Origin of the sequence: Nostoc sp. (assembly GCF_036919495.1) — a bacterium.
GTDB lineage: Bacteria > Cyanobacteriota > Cyanobacteriia > Cyanobacteriales > Nostocaceae > Nostoc.
Map to the genome: position 1 here is coordinate 41,427 of NZ_JBALBZ010000123.1, position 19,117 is coordinate 60,543.

A 19,117-nucleotide genomic window follows, 5' to 3' on the forward strand; every position below is an offset into this window, starting at 1 on the left:
GTTACCATCATTTTTACTGTTCTTTAAATTTTAACGGTCTTATCTTTACTGTCAGAAACTAGCTGATTCCTAACTTTTATGCTATGTGCCAACCTTTCTCAATCATTGCACTTACTTCCTTTTCATTGCGTTGTTGAATTTAACTTTGATAAATCTAGGTTAAGATTTTTAGCGATGGCGTAACTGCCCAGCGTAGCTGATCGCAACATATAATTCCTCATTCAACTTGTCTTGGTTAGTAAATAACCTGAGTTCTGGATAAGTAGATGGACATAAATAAAGTGAAGACAGGGCAGGTGAGATACCTATGCCACAAGAGGCTAATTGTTTTCGTAAGATGGGCATTATACCTGCCATAACCAGTAAAAGAGTATTTTATATTTAATTAAGTACATCTACTTGTTGGCAATGCAAGTAAGACTGCAAGTCAAGATATTTCATAAGTTTTCACAGTAGACGTGTAGTGGAAAATGAGAGCTAAATTATTCTCTGACAAAAGTAAATTTTTTGAGAAAAATTATATATTTTTAGACAACTAAAGAGCAATTGCTCAAGAGATAGTGCCAAACTACTATATTATTTGCAGACTTATCTTCCCTTAGCTAAAAATAAAAATCAAGGAAAGTTAAGACATTTATATAAATTCTTGAGATAGTTCTAAGTTTCTTAATTGCGTACAGCCCTTTGGGCATGAAAACAGTGGAGCGAGGCGTTAGCCCATTGCGAATTGGTATAAGACGTTTTTGGGTTTGAGACTTAGGGGTAATGTTTGAGCGCACCTTGTTGTTAGATACAAAACCAGTAGCAGTAGTTGACTAAAAACGCGACAAAGGCGAAAGTGATTTTACTGGCAGTGCTGATTATGGATGATTTGCCAATCGAAAAATGAAGCGTTTAGGCATTGATGTCCTTACTTTTGAACAACATCCTGTAGGTATTGAGCCGAGATACGTGTAAAAACCTGCAAGATGGTCTGAAAAGCGTTGCTATATATACGTTCTAGTATTTTTGATGTCTAATGAGAATTTGTGTATGAATGCACTGGCACTTATGACCCTATATTTGCTTTTCGCCTACCCAAGAGAATTATAAATACTGTGTGGTAGGATGCTAATGCTTTTAGCTGTAATCCTTTTTCTGTAGGAGTTTCAGAGAATTTACAGTGAAAGATATTCATCGTTAAACCTGTAAAACTTGTAAATAAAATTAATAAATACTCCAGTTCTTGTAGCGATACATACCCAAGATTTACGCTTTCCTGCCAATTTTACTTAAAAATGGCTGAACCCTATATATAGTAAGAGTTTTCAGACCATCTTGCAGGTTTTTACTCATATCTCGGCTCAATACCCTGTAGCTTAATTCACATAAGGCGTATATTTTAAATATCTATGTGCTTAACTTTCCTAAATTTCCTAACTTTCTTAACTGTTTTCTTAAATATCTTCTTAAATGTCTTAACTGGTCTTGCATCTTATTTAAAAAACTGGGATTATGTATCTGAATATATCTATTGGATAATTAAAAATAAATTATGATGTTGCTTACAAATTAATAATTTTAATTAATAGTAAGATTGTAGTTTTAGCATCCAACGATGTGCCCGACTGCGGTGTAGGTCAAACAAAACCCCTGCGATATCAAAGGTAAAATAACACTTGAAATAGAACAATTATGAAAAATAGCTTGTCTTTTGCTCGTTGCAATCTCGCCTGTCTGCCTCCTCCCAAGGAACGTTTTCGTAGCTTTTTTCTAGATGAGGCGATGCCTACGGCGGCAAGCTACGTCTCCTGATTGAGTACAATTTCAAACGTTTGTAAAAGTTCATCAAATGCCTTGTGGTTTAGCCCAGTAAATGCCCTCAGTAGGCGATCTACTTTTATTACCCGATTGTCATCTAGCATTTTCCCGTTTCATTCCAGTCGATGATACTTCACTTTACCTTATTAAGCGACAAGTCTCTTAAGGCTATTCATAAAGAACGTAGCAAAACCAAATCTGTTCAAGTTCTCCTCAAATAAATTAAAAATTTACCGATTATAGAGGAGTAAAAAATCAAACTGAAAAAATTAACTTAACCCAGAAAATTTTACCGATAACCAAGATATTTAAATTTAAAAAATTAAGTTTTGATAAATAATTTTGATGGTTATTTCTTGGTTAACCTCAAGTTATTTTGAATTTGATCATATTTAGCTAATTTCATTATCATAAGAGCAAAATATATCTTGGTAGAAAACCTAGATATTAGCCAAGATAAACAGTTCTAATACTTCCAATATAATAGTAAAAAAAAGAGTAACTTCATCTAAAAAAAGGCTTTTTTTAGTAACAAAGACTCTATTTGTGCATTATTTGTATTTTTATAACTAAGGTTGTCAATATCTTAAGGAGTTTTAATGGATAGAATTATAAAAAGAAGTTCCCCACTCTCTTCTGGCCAAGAAGCAATGTGGTTTATCTACCAAATTGCTCCAGAGAGCGTTGCTTATAATATATTTATTACTGTAAAAATCAATTCTTATTTAAATATTGTTACTGTCAATCGTGTATGGAAAAAAATTATTGAACGCCATCCTATTCTCAGAACCACATATACCAGTTTTGAAGGCAAACCCGTTCAGCAAGTTAATCAAGAATATAAATGTAATGTTGAGGTAATAAATGCCAGCAATTGGAGTGAAGATTACTTAAAAGAAAAAATATTTGCTATAACCGACAGCCCTTTTAAGTTAGAAAAAGATGCTGTTTTGAGAATTAATTTATTTACTCGCTCAACAAAAGAACATATTCTCTTGCTAACAATGCACCACATTGCAGCTGATATGTGGTCTTTTGATTTACTGCTGAGTGAGTTTCAAACTTTGTATGCCAAAGAAATTGAGCAAGTTAGTCAAGAGCAGAACCAAACCGCTCCAGATTTTTTGACTGAAAATAAATCTTATCTAGACTTTGTTCGCTGGCAGTCAGAAATGCTATCTGGTTCTAGAGGAGAAAAACTGTGGCAATACTGGCAAAAACAATTAGCTGGTGAATTACCAATTTTAAATCTGTTTGCAGACAAACCCCGTTCCCCAATACAGACTTATCAAGGAACAGGATATAGTTTAAAACTAGACGAACAGTTAATTCAAAAACTTAAATATTTAGCTCTAGCTTCTGAAACAAGCCTTTATCAGGTTTTGCTAGCAGCATTTTACGTGCTACTTTATCGCTACACGAATCAAACAGACATCCTCATAGTCAGTCCGATGAGAGGTAGATGGGGTGGAGATTTTAAAAAGATTGTCGGTTACTTTGTTAACCTGATGGTTTTACGAACTTCTGTACAGGAAAACGCCACATTTACAGAATTTCTGGCTCAAATCAGCAAGACAGTTAAAGATGCCCAAAAACATCAAGATTACCCTTTTTCTCTCTTAGCAGAACAACTCCAGCCAGAACGAGATCCCAGTCGTTCTCCTTTATGTCAAGTTAGTTTCACTTGGCAAAGACAACGTTGGTGCGAACAAACAGAGAATTCATTGCACAGTGGAGAACAAGTGCTTGAAATGAAGCCATACTTGCTGGGACATCAACGCGGTGCAGACTTTGATCTGAATTTAATGGTGATGGAAGCTCAGGGAGTATTGCAACTCTGCTGGCAATATAATACTGACTTGTTTGAGGCTAGTACAATCACGCGTATGGCAGGACATTTCCAAACATTGCTTGAAGGCATTGTAGCTAATCCTCAAGAGCAGATTTGGCAATTACCTCTGCTGACAGAAATTGAACAACAGCAGTTATTAGTTGAGTGGAATGATACAGGTGTAGATTATTTCCAAGATAAATGTATCCATCAGTTATTTGAAGAGCAAGTAGATAGCACCCCCGATGCTATAGCAGTTGTGTTTGAGAATCAACAACTGACTTACCAGCAGTTGAATTGTCGCGCTAACCAATTAGCCCATTACTTGCAATCTTTGGGTGTGGGTGAAAATGTGCTGGTGGGTTTGTGTGTAGAACGTTCCTTAGAAATGGTAGTGGGACTATTGGGGATTCTCAAGGCGGGTGGGGCTTATGTACCACTTGACCCTGAGTATCCTGCTGAACGCTTAAGCTTCATGCTCAAAGACACTCAAGTAAAAGTGCTGTTGACTCAAGAGAAATTAGTAGAATCTCTTCCTCAACATCAAGCTTGTGTCGTTTGCTTAGATACAGACTGGCACAGCATTAGCCAAGCAAATCAGGGTAATCTCAATAGCACAGTCAGTGCAGAAAACCTCTCTTATGTGATTTACACTTCCGGTTCTACAGGCACACCCAAGGGAGTCGCTGTCAATCATCAGGCCGTCAATCGCCTGGTGTTAAACACCAACTATATACAGTTAACAGCTGATGAATGCGTTGCTCAAGTGGCAAATATTGCTTTTGATGCAGCTACCTTTGAGATTTGGGGAGCATTGCTGCACGGAGCCAAGCTAGTTATTATCACTAAATCCGTATTGCTGATCCCACAAGAATTTGCTGTCAATATCCACGAGCATCAAGTCAGTGTCTTATTTTTAACCACAGCTTTATTTAATCAGTTAGCCAGTGTTGTCCCGCAAGCATTTAGTTCTCTACGATATCTATTATTTGGTGGTGAAGCGGTTGATCCTAAATGGGTGCTTGAAGTACTAGATAAAGGCGCTCCCCAGCATTTGCTCCATGTGTATGGGCCAACAGAGAACACCACGTTTTCTTCTTGGTATTTGGTAGAGGACTTAGCAACGACAGCCACAACTATTCCCATTGGCCGGGCGATCGCCAATACGCAAATCTACATCCTTGACCAAAACTTACAGCCTGTACCAGTAGGTGTGCCAGGAGAAATATATCTTGGTGGAGCAGGATTAGCACAGGGCTACTTCAACCGCCCTGAATTGACAAAAGAGAAATTTATCCCCAATCCGTTTGATAATTCCAAATTATATAAAACGGGGGATTTAGCACACTATTTAGCAGATGGCAACATAGAATACTTAGGACGCATTGATAATCAAGTAAAAATACGTGGTTTTCGCATCGAATTGAGCGAAATCGAAGTAGTCTTGAGTCAACATAGGGATGTGCAAGTATCTTGTGTTATTGTCCGGGAAGATACCCCTGGTGATAAACGTTTAGTCGCCTACGTGGTAGCACATCAGGATTGTAAACCCACAATCAGCGAACTGCGGCAATTCCTCAAAGCAAAACTCCCAGATTACATGGTGCCAAATGCAATAGTTATCTTAGAGTCACTGCCGCTTACTCCCAACGGCAAAGTAGACCGCCGTGCATTACCCATACCGGATTTACACAGCGAACAACAAGATAAATTTGTTGCACCTCGTAATCCAATGGAAGAAATGCTGGCACTCCTTTGGACACAAGTGCTGAAAGTAGAGCTTTTAGGCATTCATGACAACTTCTTTGAACTTGGCGGACACTCGCTACTAGCAACACAATTAGTTTCACGCATCCGCAACGTTTTTAAAGTGGAACTACCATTGCGTGAGTTGTTTGCAAAAGCGACAGTAGCCGAATTAGCACAATCAATTAGGCAGTTACAGCAACAAGACTTAGAGCTTTCTGAACGACCTATCTTACCAAAGGTGAGGGATGCAGAATTACCACTGTCTTATGCTCAACAGCGTCTGTGGTTTTTAGATCAGCTCGAGCCAAATAGCGCCTTTTATAACATTCCTATGGCTTTGCGTCTAGTGGGAAATTTGAATCAACCAGCCCTAGAACAAAGCTTACTAGAGATTATTCATCGCCACGAAGCCTTACGCACCAACTTTATTACAGTTGATGGAAAACCTTCTCAAATTATTCAAACACAAACGAATTGGACAGTTTCAGTTATTGACTTAAAGTATTTATCTACAACCGATCAAGAAATTACTAGCCAGGAATTAGCGCGACAACAAGCTATTGAGCCTTTTGACCTGGCAAACGGAGCATTAATCAGGACAACATTACTAGTGCTGTCGGAGACAGAACACATATTGTTAGTTTGTACGCATCATGTTGTCAGTGATGGCTGGTCAATGGGTGTGTTTGTCCAAGAACTAGCAGCGCTGTACGATGCTTATGCTCAAGGTCAGCCGTCATTTTTAACACCGCTCCTAATTCAGTATGCAGATTTTGCTATCTGGCAAAGAGAGTGGTTGCAAGGAAATGTACTGCAAAACCAACTAACTTACTGGCAACAACAACTGGCAAACGCACCAGCTCTATTGTCGCTGCCCACAGATCGGCCCAGACCTGCTGTGCAGACTTTTGCTGGTGCATATCAAAAGTTTGCACTTTCTGCTGAACTCACCGGTAGGTTGACACAACTGAGTCAGCAACAAGGAGTTACCTTGTTCATGACACTGTTAGCAGCGTTTGATACCTTACTTTACCGTTACACAGGACAATTAGACATTTTGGTGGGATCTCCCATTGCTAACCGCGATCGCAGTGAGATAGAAGGGCTAATTGGCTTTTTTGTCAATACTTTAGTCATGCGTACTGACTTAGGAGGCAACCCCAGTTTTAGCGAATTACTGACTCGTGTCCGCGAAATAGCAATGGAGGCATACTCGCATCAGCATTTGCCTTTTGAAATGCTAGTGGAAGCATTGCAGCCAGAACGGGATCTTAGCCATACACCGCTATTCCAAGTGATGTTTACACTTCAGAATGCGCCCATATCGACCTTTGAGCTAAATCAGTTAAGTGTCAGTTCAACATTGATAGAAGGTACAACTGCCAAGTTTGATCTTACCTTGTCAATGGAAAATACTGCTACTGGAGTAGTAGGTGTGTGGGAATATAGCACTGACTTGTTTGATGCGGGAACAATTGAGCGAATGACGGGTCATTTTGTGACATTGCTTGAAAGTATTATTGCTAACCCACAACAGTCCATTTCTCAATTGCCCCTGTTGACAGAAGTTGAGCAACAACAGTTATTGGTTGAGTGGAACAATACTCAAGTGGATTATCCTCTTGATAAATGTCTCCATCAGTTGTTTGAGGAGCAAGTAGCGCGTACACCCGATGCTGTAGCGGTGGTGTTTGAAAACCAACAACTGACTTACCAGCAGTTAAATTGTCGCGCAAATAAGTTAGCACATTACTTGCAGCCTTTGGGAGTGGGAGCAGATGTGCTGGTCGGCATTTGTGTGGAGCGATCGCTCTTGATGGTAGTAGGACTGTTAGGGATTCTTAAGGCAGGTGGAGCTTATGTACCACTTGACCCAGACTATCCCCAAGAGCGCCTGAGCTTTATGCTCGAAGATGCTCAATTGAGAGTGCTACTGACACAACAGCAACTCAAAGAAAAGTTACCTCAGCATCAAGGGCAGGTTGTATATTTAGATACTGACTGGCAATTTATTTCTCAGTCCAGTCAGGAAAATCCAATTACTACAGTGCAAGATAGTAACTTGGCTTATGTGATTTACACATCCGGTTCCACTGGCAAGCCCAAAGGAGCAATGAACACTCACTTGGGAATTTGCAATCGCCTGTTGTGGATGCAACAAGCTTATCAATTAACAGCAGTAGATTGCATTTTACAGAAAACTCCTTTTAGCTTCGACGTTTCAGTTTGGGAGTTCTTCTGGCCATTAATCACAGGAGCGCGTTTAGTTGTGGCTAAACCAGATGGGCATAAAGATAGTGCTTACTTGGTCAACCTAATTTTAGAGCAGCAGGTTACTCATGTGCATTTTGTTCCTTCTATGCTCCAAGTTTTCTTAGAAGAACCAAGTCTCGAAAATTGCCGTAGCTTGAAACGAGTTATATGTAGTGGTGAAGCTTTACCTGTAGAACTTCAGGAACGCTTTTTTACTCGGTTAGAGTGTGAATTGCACAATCTTTATGGGCCAACAGAAGCGGCAATAGATGTCACCTATTGGCAATGCTTTCCAGATGGAAATCTCAGGACAGTACCGATTGGTCGTGCGATCGCCAACACACAAATCTACATTTTAGACGAGCATCTGCAACCAGTTCCTGTAGGTGTAGCCGGAGAATTGCATATTGCTGGTTTGGGGTTGGCACGAGGCTACTTGAACCGAAAAGAATTGACAACAGAAAAATTCATTTCTAACCCGTTTGAGGAAGTAGAAGGGGGTAGATTATATAAAACTGGAGATTTAGCGCGTTATTTACCAGATGGCACAATTGAATACATCGGACGAATTGATAACCAAGTAAAAATACGTGGTTTCCGCATCGAATTAGGAGAAATTGAGGTATTACTGAACCAATATGAGGAGGTGCAGGCATCTTGTGTTATTGCTTGCGAAGGTACGACGGGGGATAAACGCTTAGTCGCCTATATAGTGCCGCATCAGCACTCTAAACCCACAACCACTGAACTGCGGCAATTTCTGAAAGCAAAGCTACCAGACTATATGGTGCCAAGTGCTTTTGTAATATTGGAATCAATGCCACTCACTTCTAACGGCAAAGTAGACCGTCGCGCTTTACCTGCACCGGATTTATCCAGCGAAATCAAAGATAAATATGTAGCCCCACGTACTCCAATTGAAGAAATACTGGCGCAAATTTGGGCGCAAGTGCTGCAACTGCCACAGATAGGCATACATGATAACTTCTTTGAACTTGGGGGACACTCACTATTAGCAACACAATTGGTTTCACGCATCCGCAACATTTTCAAAGTGGAACTACCATTGCGAGAGTTGTTTGCCGCCGCCACACTAGCCGAATTAGCACGAGAAATTGAACAATTACAGCAACAAGACTTACAACTGTCTGCACCGCCTATCTTACTAAGGGCGGAGAATGCACAATTAGCACTGTCTTATGCTCAACAGCGTCTGTGGTTTTTAGACCAATTCGAGCCAAACAGTCCCTTCTACAATATGTCCATAGCCTTGCGTTTAGCAGGAACTGTAGAAGTTGCCGCATTAGAACAAAGCTTCCAAGAAATTATTCATCGCCACGAAGCGTTACGTACTAATTTCATTACGGTTGATGGACAGGCAACACAAATCATTCAAACAGAAACGAATTGGACAGTTTCAGTTGTTGATTTGAAGAATTTATCTACAACCGAACAAGAAATAGCTTCACAGCAATTAGTGCAACAACAAGCTATTCAACCCTTTGAGTTGGCAACACAAGCATTGGTAAGAGCAACATTAGTAGTGCTATCCGAGACAGAACACATACTGTTAATGTGTATACACCACATAGTCTCTGATGGCTGGTCAATCGGTTTGTTTCTCCAAGAACTAGCAGCACTTTACAATGCTTATTCTCAAGGTAAAAGCTCGACCTTAACGCCACTGCCGATTCAATATGCAGATTTTGCACTGTGGCAAAGACAGTGGTTACAAGGGGAAGTACTACAAAGCCAATTGAGTTATTGGCAACAAAAATTGGCTTCGGCTCCAACCTTATTGTCGCTACCCACAGACCGACCCAGACCGGCTGTGCAAACTTACCAAGGGACACATCAAGAGTTTGCACTTTCTGAAGAACTAACTGGTAAGCTGGCAAAACTCAGCCAAGAGCAAGGGGTGACTCTGTTCATGACGCTGTTGGCAGCGTTTGATACGCTGCTTTACCGCTACACAGGTACAGAAGACATTCTGGTGGGTTCGCCAATTGCTAACCGCGATCGCAGTGAGATAGAAGGGTTAATTGGCTTTTTTGTCAATACTCTAGTCATGCGTACTGATTTATCAGGCAACCCCAGTTTTAGCGAATTACTGGGTCGTGTTCGAGAAATGGCAATGGAGGCATATTCTCATCAGCATTTGCCTTTTGAAATGCTGGTAGAAGCATTGCAGCCAGAACGGAATCTCAGTCATACACAACTGTTCCAAGTAATGTTTGTCCTCCAGAATGCGCCCACATCTGGATTAGAACTAACTGGGTTAACTGTCAGTTCATTACCAATAAAAGGTACAACTTCAAGGTTTGATTTAACCTTAATAATGCAGAACACTCTTACTGGTTTGGTAGGGGTGTGGGAGTACAACACTGACTTGTTTGATGCTAGTACCATTGAGCGAATGACTGGTCATTTTGTGAACTTGCTTGAAGGTATTATTGCTAACCCAGAGGAGCGAATTTCCCAATTACCACTGCTGACACAACCGGAACAACAAAAGTTACTTGTTGAGTGGAACGATACTCAGGTAAATTATCCAGAAGATTTGTGCATTCATCAGTTGTTTGAGAAACAGGTGGATAGTACACCCGATGCTGTGGCAGTTGTATTTGAAGATCAACAACTGACTTACTATGAATTAAACTACCACGCTAACCAGTTGGCACACTACTTGCGGTCTTTGGGTGTAGGGTCTGATGCCCTGGTTGGTCTGTGTGTAGAGCGTTCTTTAGAGATGGTCATAGGATTACTGGGGATTCTCAAAGCGGGTGCTGCTTATGTGCCACTTGATCCAGAATATCCGTCTGAGCGTTTGAGCTTTATTTTAGAAGATGCTCAAGTTTCAGTATTGCTAACCCAGCAGTCACTCCTTGATAGATTGCCCCAGCATCAAGCAAACCAAGTCTATTTGGATACTGACGCTCAACTGATTTCCCAGTGCAGTCAGGACAATTTCATCTCCGACGTACAAGCAAATAACTTAGCTTATATAATTTATACTTCTGGTTCTACAGGTCAACCCAAAGGTATAGCCATGAATCAGCTTGCCCTTAGCAATCTGATCTTGTGGCATCGGGAAAATCTGAAAATTCCTCGTGGAGCAAAAACCTTACAATTTGCTTCTATTAGCTTTGATGTCTCCTTCCAAGAAATTTTCACTACCTGGTGTTCTGGAGGCACATTGTTCTTAATTGGGGAGGAATTACGCAGAGATACATCAGCTTTGTTAGGTTTTCTCCAACAAAAAGCAATTGAAAGAATGTTTCTCCCCTTTGTTGCCTTACAGCAACTAGCTGAAGTCGCTGTTGGTAGTGAATTAGTTAATAGTCATTTGCGGGAAATCATTACTGCTGGGGAACAGTTGCAGATTACTCCAGCTATTTCCCAATGGTTAAGCAAACTAACTGATTGTACATTGCACAATCACTATGGGCCATCAGAGAGCCATTTAGCCACCAGTTTTACTCTGACTAATTCAGTGGAGACTTGGCCGCTACTTCCTCCCGTTGGTCGTCCCATTGCCAACGCGCAAATTTACATTCTGGATAAGTATCTACAGCCTGTACCCGTTGGTGTACCAGGAGAATTGTACATTGCTGGTGTCCTTTTATCACAAGGCTACTTTAACCGACCAGAGTTAACACTTGAGAAATTTATCCCTAACCCCTTTAAAAAAAGCAGAGGAGCAGGGGAGCAGGGGAGCAGAGGGGAAACCTTTAATTCCGATCGCCTTTACAAAACAGGGGACTTAGCACGCTATTTAAGTGATGGCAATATTGAATACTTGGGGCGTATTGACAATCAGGTGAAAATTCGGGGTTTCCGCATTGAGTTGGGAGAAATTGAAGCAGTACTGAGCCAACTTGATGTGCAAGCATCTTGTGCGATCGCCCGTGAAGACATTCCTGGGAACAAACGCCTAGTCGCTTACATTGTGCCTCAAAAAGAGCAGAAGCTCACAGTCAGCTTTGTGCGTAGCTTCCTGAAGGAAAAGTTACCAGAATATATGGTGCCAAGTACAATAGTCATCTTGGAAGCTTTACCGCTTACCCCCAACGGTAAACTAGACCGTCGCGCATTGCCCGCATCTGATTTACACAGCCAATTATTGGACAAATATGTTGCCCCACGTAACCCAATCGAAGAAATCCTGTCACTAATTTGGGCGCAAGTTCTGAAAGTAGAGCAAGTGGGTATACATGATAACTTCTTTGAACTTGGAGGACACTCATTACTAGCAACGCAACTCATCTCCCGTGTGCGTACCAGCTTGAAAGTAGAATTACCATTGCGTAGCTTATTTGCTGCACCAACCGTTGCGGAATTGTCCCAAAACATTCAACGATTACAGCAACAGGATTTAGAACTAACATCATCACCCATCTTACCAAGGGCAGAGAATGCAGAATTACCACTGTCATTTGCTCAAACACGGCTATGGTTTTTAGACAAGTTAAACCCGAACAGCGCCTTCTACAACTTCCCCATAGCTTTGCGTTTAGTCGGAACTCTCAATCGAACTGCCTTAGAACAAAGCTTACAAGAAATTGTTCATCGCCACGAAGCGTTACGCACCAACTTTGTCATCGTTGATGGAAAACCTTCTCAAATTATTCAAACACAAATAAATTGCCCACTCTCAGTTGTTGACTTCAAGCATTTATCTACAACCGAGCAAGAAACAACTTCACAGCAATTAGCGCAACAGCCCTTTGACTTAGCAAATGAAGCATTAGTTAGGGCAACATTAGTAGTGCTGTCCCAGACAGAACACGCCTTATTAGTCTGTATGCATCACATAGTTAGCGATGGCTGGTCAATGGGTGTGTTTGTTCAAGAGCTAGCAGCCTTGTACAATGCTTATTCTCAAGGTGAGCCATCACCTTTAACACCACTGCCGATACAATACGCAGATTTTGCAATTTGGCAGCGAAATTGGTTGCAAGGAGATGTCTTACAAAGTCAATTGAGTTACTGGGAACAACAACTAGCAAACGCACCAGCTTTGTTGTCACTACCTACTGACCGACCTAGACCATCTATGCAGACTTTTGCAGGAGCATATCAACAGTTTGCGCTCTCAAAGGAATTAACTGATAAACTCACGCAACTAAGCCAGCAACAAGGAGTTACCTTGTTCATGACGCTGTTAGCAGCGTTTGATACCTTACTTTACCGCTACACAGGTACAGAAGACATTTTGGTGGGTTCGCCAATTGCTAACCGGGATCGCAGTGAGATAGAAGGGTTAATTGGCTTTTTTCTCAACACTTTAGTCATGCGTACCAATTTGGCAGGCAATCCTAGCTTTAGCGAATTACTAGGTCGTGTTCGTGAAATGGCGATGGATGCATACTCTCATCAGAATTTGCCTTTTGAAATGCTAGTAGAAGCATTGCAGCCAGAACGGGATCTCAGTCACACACCACTGTTCCAAGTAATGTTTGTCCTCCAAAATGCTCCCATATCTCAACAATTGGAGTTGACTGGGTTAACTGTCAGTCCACTGGTGGTAAAAAGTACAACTACCAAGTTTGATCTTACCTTGGCAATGGAAAACACTGCCACCGGACTGGTTGGGATGTGGGAATACAATACTGATTTGTTTGATGCATCCACCATTGAGCGAATGACGGGTCATTTTCTGACATTACTTGAAGGTATTATTGCTAACCCAGGCGAGCGAATTTCTCAACTGCCACTGTTAACAGAAGTTGAGCAACATCAACTATTAGTAGAGTGGACTGATACAGGCGTAGATTATCCGCTAGATAAGTGTATCCATCAGTTGTTTGAGGAGCAGGTTCAGCGTACACCTGATGCAGTGGCAGTTGTTTTTGAAGACCAACAACTGACTTACCAGCAGCTTAATAGTCGTGCTAACCAGTTGGCGCACTACCTCAAGTCTTTGGGTGTGAGAGCAGATATGCTGGTGGGCATTTGTGTGGAACGCTCAATAGAAATGGTGGTGGGACTACTAGGTATTCTTAAGGCGGGTGGGGCATATCTGCCGCTTGACCCTGAGTATCCGACTGAGCGTTTGCACTTTATGCTAGAAGATGCTCAAATTTCGGTGTTGCTGACTCAGCAGAAACTCCTTGATAGACTGGCCCAACATCAAGCAAAGCTGGTTTGTTTGGATACTGACTGGCAGCTTATTTCTCAGTTAAGTCAGGATAATCTAATCACTCAAACACAAGCAACTAATTTGGCTTATGTGATTTATACCTCCGGTTCTACAGGTCAACCCAAGGGAGTGCTGATTGCCCATCAAGGATTATTAAATTTAGTATTCTGGCATCAACGTACTTTTAAAATCACGACCTTAGACAAAGCTACTCAGCTAGCAGGAACAGCATTTGACGCTGCGGTATGGGAATTATGGCCTTACCTAACCGCAGGAGCAAGTATCTACTTAGTCAAATCTGAGTTCCTTAGCTCATTAGTGAAGCTACGAGACTGGTTGATTTCCAAGCAGATTACTATCAGTTTTCTGCCAACACCATTGGCACAGGAATTATTGTCTTTGGAATGGCCAACTGAAAGTTTGGCAATGCGTTCCATACTGACTGGAGGAGATAAGCTTCATCAGTATCCATCAGATTTAATCCCCTTCCAACTAGTGAATAACTATGGCCCAACTGAGAATACTGTTGTTACAACTTCTGGGCTGGTAGTTGCCAAGGAGCAAGATCAGATATCACCGAGTATTGGCAGAGCGATCGCTAACACTCAAATCTATATTCTAGATAGCAACCTGCAATTAGTTCCCGTTGGTATCCCAGGAGAGTTACATATTGCTGGTGTTGGATTGGCAAAAGGCTACCTTAACCGCCCAGAACTAACTCAGGAAAGATTTATCAGCAACCCCTTCCAAAGAAGCAAGAGAGCAGAGGAGCAGGGGGGCAGAGGGGAAACAGAAGGCCAATCCTCTAATTCCGTTCGCGAAGCGTGTACGAAGTACTCACGCCTTTACAAAACTGGGGATTTGGCACGTTACTTACCCGATGGCAACATTGAATACCTGGGACGCATTGACAATCAAGTAAAAATTCGGGGCTTCCGCATTGAGTTGGCAGAAATTGAAGCATTACTGGGACAACATGATGATGTGCAGATATGTTGTGTCATTGCTCGTGAAGAAACTTCAGGTAATAAGCGCTTAGTCGCTTACGTAGTGCCGCATTTACAGATGACACCCACAACGGACGAACTGCGTCAGTTTCTTTCCGATAAACTGCCTGGGTATATGGTGCCAAGTGTTTTTGTGATGCTGGAGTCCTTACCACTGACACCCAACGGCAAAGTAGACCGTCGCGCTTTGCCTGCTCCAGATTTACAACAGGAACTATCAAATTATGTAATGCCAGATACTGAAGTAGAAACAATCATTGCTGGCATTTGGCAAAACACACTGGAAGTAGAAAAGGTGGGAATTTACAATAATTTCTTTGAACTAGGAGGTCATTCGTTACTACTGATACGAATTAATCAGCAATTGCAAGAAAAATTTGGTTTGGAAGTGTCAATAGTTGATATGTTTAATTACCCAACTATCCATAGATTAAGCCAATACTTAAGCACTAAACTTAATAAAGGAGATACATTAAAACAAAATAATTCTCGCCCTCAATCTCCAACTGAAAGTAAAGCTTTCAGAAATCAACAATTACAGCTTAGGCAGCAGTATCTTTCTCAAAGGAAGGGTAAAAAATTATGATAAATTCCCTTAATATTAATGATTTCAATAATTCTGAAATAGCAATAATTTCTCTTGCTGGTAGATTCCCAGAAGCCAAAGATATTGACTCTTTTTGGCAAAATTTGCGTGATGGCGTAGAATCTATCTCCAGATTGACGAATGAAGAATTGATAAATTCTGGCGTTTCTCTAGATTTACTGAATAATCCTAATTATGTAAAGGCTAGTGCTGTTTTATCAGATATTGAATTGTTTGATGCCAATTTTTTCGCTTATAGCGCGAAAGAAGCTGAGTTAATAGATCCCCAACAACGCCTATTTTTAGAATTGGCTTGGGAGGCAATAGAAAAGGCAGGTTACGATCCGCATACCTATAATGGGTTAATAGGGGTTTATGCTGGTGTGGGAATGAACAGGTATCTTGTCAACAATCTCTATCCTCATCATCAATTATTAGAGACAGTTGATCCACTGCAATTAACAATCTCCAACGATAAAGATTTCTTGCCAACACGAGTTGCATATAAACTCAATTTGACTGGAACAGCAGTGAATGTGCAAACAGCCTGTTCTACTTCTTTGGTTGCTGTTCACTTAGCTTGCCAAAGTCTATTAAATTGTGAATGTGACATGGCTTTAGCTGGTGGAGTTACTCTCAGCATTCCCCAAAAAATAGGTTATTTGCATCAAGAGGGAATGATTCTTTCTCCTGATGGACACTGCCGTGCTTTTGATGCTAAGGCACAAGGAACAATTGCCAGTAGCGGTGCTGGGATTGTGGTATTGAAAAGATTAAAGGATGCGATCGCAGACCGCGACCACATCCATGCAATCATTAAAGGTTCGGCAATTAATAATGATGGTGCAATGAAAGTGGGCTTCACTGCTCCTAGTGTTAGCGGTCAAGCAGCAGTCATCGGCGAAGCTCAAGCTATAGCTGGTGTAGATGCCGAAACAATTTCCTACATCGAAGCTCATGGGACAGCTACACCTTTAGGAGATCCGATTGAAATTGCCGCTTTAACTCAAGCTTTTAATCAAAGTACTGATAAAAAAGGTTTTTGCGCTATTGGTTCGTTAAAAACCAACTTAGGACATTTAGATACAGCAGCAGGTGTGGCAGGTTTGATTAAAACTGTATTAGCACTGCAAAATAAAATGTTGCCTCCTAGTTTGCACTTCGAGACACCAAATCCCAAAATTGATTTTGCCAATAGTCCTTTTTATGTCAATACAACCCTGACTGAATGGAAAACAAATAACACCCCTCGCCGTGCTGGAGTTAGTTCTTTTGGTATCGGGGGTACTAATGCTCATGTAATTTTAGAAGAAGCACCTTTGTTGAGGCAGGGGGCACAGGGCAGGGAGCAGGGGAGAAATTATCAATTGTTGTGTCTGTCGGCTAAAACTGGGAGTGCGCTTGAGCAAGCAACAGCTAATTTAATCACGCATTTAAAAGAGCATCCAGAACTGGACTTAGGCGATGTAGCTTATACCCTCAATAGTGGTCGGCGGGGTTTTAATTACCGACGGATGTTGATTTCTCAAGACTTAGAAGATGCTGTCAAAACTCTTGCTAGTTTAGCAGCCCAACAAGTTTCTACCAATTATACAGAGATTACAGAACGGTCTGTTGTCTTTATGTTTCCCGGTCAAGGTTCACAGTATGTGAACATGGCGCGAGAAATTTACCAAACTGAGACAGTATTTAAAGAACAAGTTGATTATTGCTCAGAAATTCTTAAACCCTTACTAGGGCTAGATTTACGTCATCTTCTTTACCCCACTGAAGAAAAGATTGATGAGGCATCAAAGCAACTTCAACAAACAGGCGTTGCTCAACCTGCTATTTTTGTAATTGAATACGCCCTAGCTAAATTATGGCAGTCTTATGGAGTGGAGCCACAAGCTGCGATCGGTCACAGTATTGGCGAGTATGTAGCAGCAACTCTAGCAAAAGTTTTTTCCCTAGAAGATGCCTTATCTCTGGTAGCAGCACGCGGACAGATGATGCAGCAACTGCCTACTGGAGCAATGCTTTCAATTCCCCTGCCCGCAGACAAGATAAAATCCCTACTAGGGCAAGAACTTTCTATTGCAGCGATTAATCAACCCTCCCAGTGTGTAGTTTCCGGTTCCACAGCAGCAGTAGATACACTACAAAATCAGCTTGCTGCTCAAGGGATTGAATGTCGCCAACTGCATACTTCCCATGCCTTCCATTCTCAAATGATGGAACCAATCTTAAAGGCATTTGCAGAACGAGTCAAAAAAGTTACTTTAAATCCCCCAAAACTTCCTTATATCTCCAACCTGACTGGTACTTGGATTACAGTTACCCAAGCCACAAATCCCGACTACTACGCTCAACATCTGCGTTCCACTGTGCTGTTTGCCCAAGGTGTCGATAAATTATTGGCAACACCTGAGCAAGTCTTACTAGAGGTGGGGCCAGGACACACACTGACTACATTAGTCAAAAGACATCCAGACAAAGCAGCTGCACAAACAGTGTTGACTTCGGTACGTCATCCTCAAGAAAAACAATCTGATAATCATGTTTTATTCACTACATTAGGTCAACTCTGGCTAGCTGGAGTCAATATAGATTGGTTTGGATTCTATAGTCACCAAGAGCATTACCGCCTTCCCTTACCGACTTATCCCTTTGAGCGCCAACGTTATTGGATTGACCCCCCACAAAAAACAGCTTGGGGACAGTTGCAAGCATTATCCACACCATCACAATTATGGACATCGCTTGTACAAGGAGGTCAAAATCAAGCAAATATTAGAAATGCAGAACTCAACGAGTTAACATATAAGGAAAACATACAGTGGTTGAATCGTTTATGTACAGCCTACATCAACTATGCATTCAGGCAATTAGGGGCTTTTAGCAATGCCGAAGAAAAGTATTCTTTGGAGAATTTGTTGGCGCAATGCCATATTTCTCCTCGCTATCAGCAATTGTTTTCTAGATGGTTGCAAATATTAGTTGAGCAAGGACAACTACAGGAACAGGAGGGGTTATTTACTGGACTGCTGCCATGTTCACAAGATTATATTAATGAACATTTAGAAGAAGCTAGAGCTAGGTTTGTTACTTCACCTTTAGTAGATTTAGATTTAGTGCAACGCTGTGGTGAAAATTTAGCTGCTATTGTTGTTGAACAAGAACCCTTAGAGATTTTCAATGAACTGGTTTACCAAAAAGAAAACAACGGTTCACATTCAGAATCTCCCTTAAATACTTACTATAAATCTATTTTGCACTCAAGTTTGGAACAAGTGTTCAAATTATTGCCATTGGCTCAAGCTTCTACATCAGCCGCATTTAGCATAAAATCTAGGCTAGAACAGAATAACCAGAAATCAGAGATTTCGTCACAAAGAAAGCCAGATATTTTTCAGCTAGAAAAATTATCTGCACTCCACTCAAGACCTGATTTGCCTAATTCTTATCTAGCTCCCCGTAATGAGATTGAGCAAAAAATTGCCGATATATGGGAAGAATTATTGGGAATTAAACAGGTGGGAATCCATGACAACTTTTTTAAATTAGGAGGAGATTCTTTAATAGCCGTTCAAGTTTTATCCCGGATACTAAATATTTTTTCTATCCGATTATCTGTAGCAAATTTATTTGAGTCGCCCACAGTAGCTGAAATAGCACCAAAGCTAGAAAAACAACTAGATCCAGATACAAAGTTTGGTGCGAGTGAGAGAGAAGAAATAACAATTTGAGTAACAAATACTTTTAAATTA

General features: G+C 41.0%; 4 protein-coding genes. 2 read left to right on the forward strand and 2 right to left on the reverse strand.

What is annotated here, in order from left to right; translation table 11 throughout:
* Positions 1 to 168: 168 nt before the first annotated feature.
* Both V7K25_RS16935 and V7K25_RS16940 read right to left on the reverse strand, forming a co-directional pair.
* Complete coding sequence (locus V7K25_RS16935; RefSeq protein WP_335159703.1) at positions 169 to 345, reverse strand: hypothetical protein; 177 nt, start codon at positions 343 to 345, stop codon at positions 169 to 171.
* A gap of 1,219 nt (positions 346 to 1,564) precedes the next feature.
* Complete coding sequence (locus V7K25_RS16940) at positions 1,565 to 1,672, reverse strand: transposase family protein (RefSeq protein ID WP_335159704.1); 108 nt, start codon at positions 1,670 to 1,672, stop codon at positions 1,565 to 1,567.
* Between the two features lie 727 nt (positions 1,673 to 2,399).
* Here V7K25_RS16940 and V7K25_RS16945 point away from each other — a divergent pair.
* Together V7K25_RS16945 and V7K25_RS16950 are read left to right on the forward strand one after the other, a co-directional pair.
* Positions 2,400 to 15,368, forward strand: a complete 12,969-nt coding sequence (locus tag V7K25_RS16945; RefSeq protein WP_335159705.1) for a non-ribosomal peptide synthetase — start codon at positions 2,400 to 2,402, stop codon at positions 15,366 to 15,368.
* A complete protein-coding gene (locus V7K25_RS16950; RefSeq protein WP_335159706.1) occupies positions 15,365 to 19,096 on the forward strand; it encodes a type I polyketide synthase in 3,732 nt (1,243 codons plus the stop codon). The genes V7K25_RS16945 and V7K25_RS16950 overlap by 4 nt, the downstream gene beginning before the upstream one ends.
* Positions 19,097 to 19,117 lie beyond the last annotated feature (21 nt).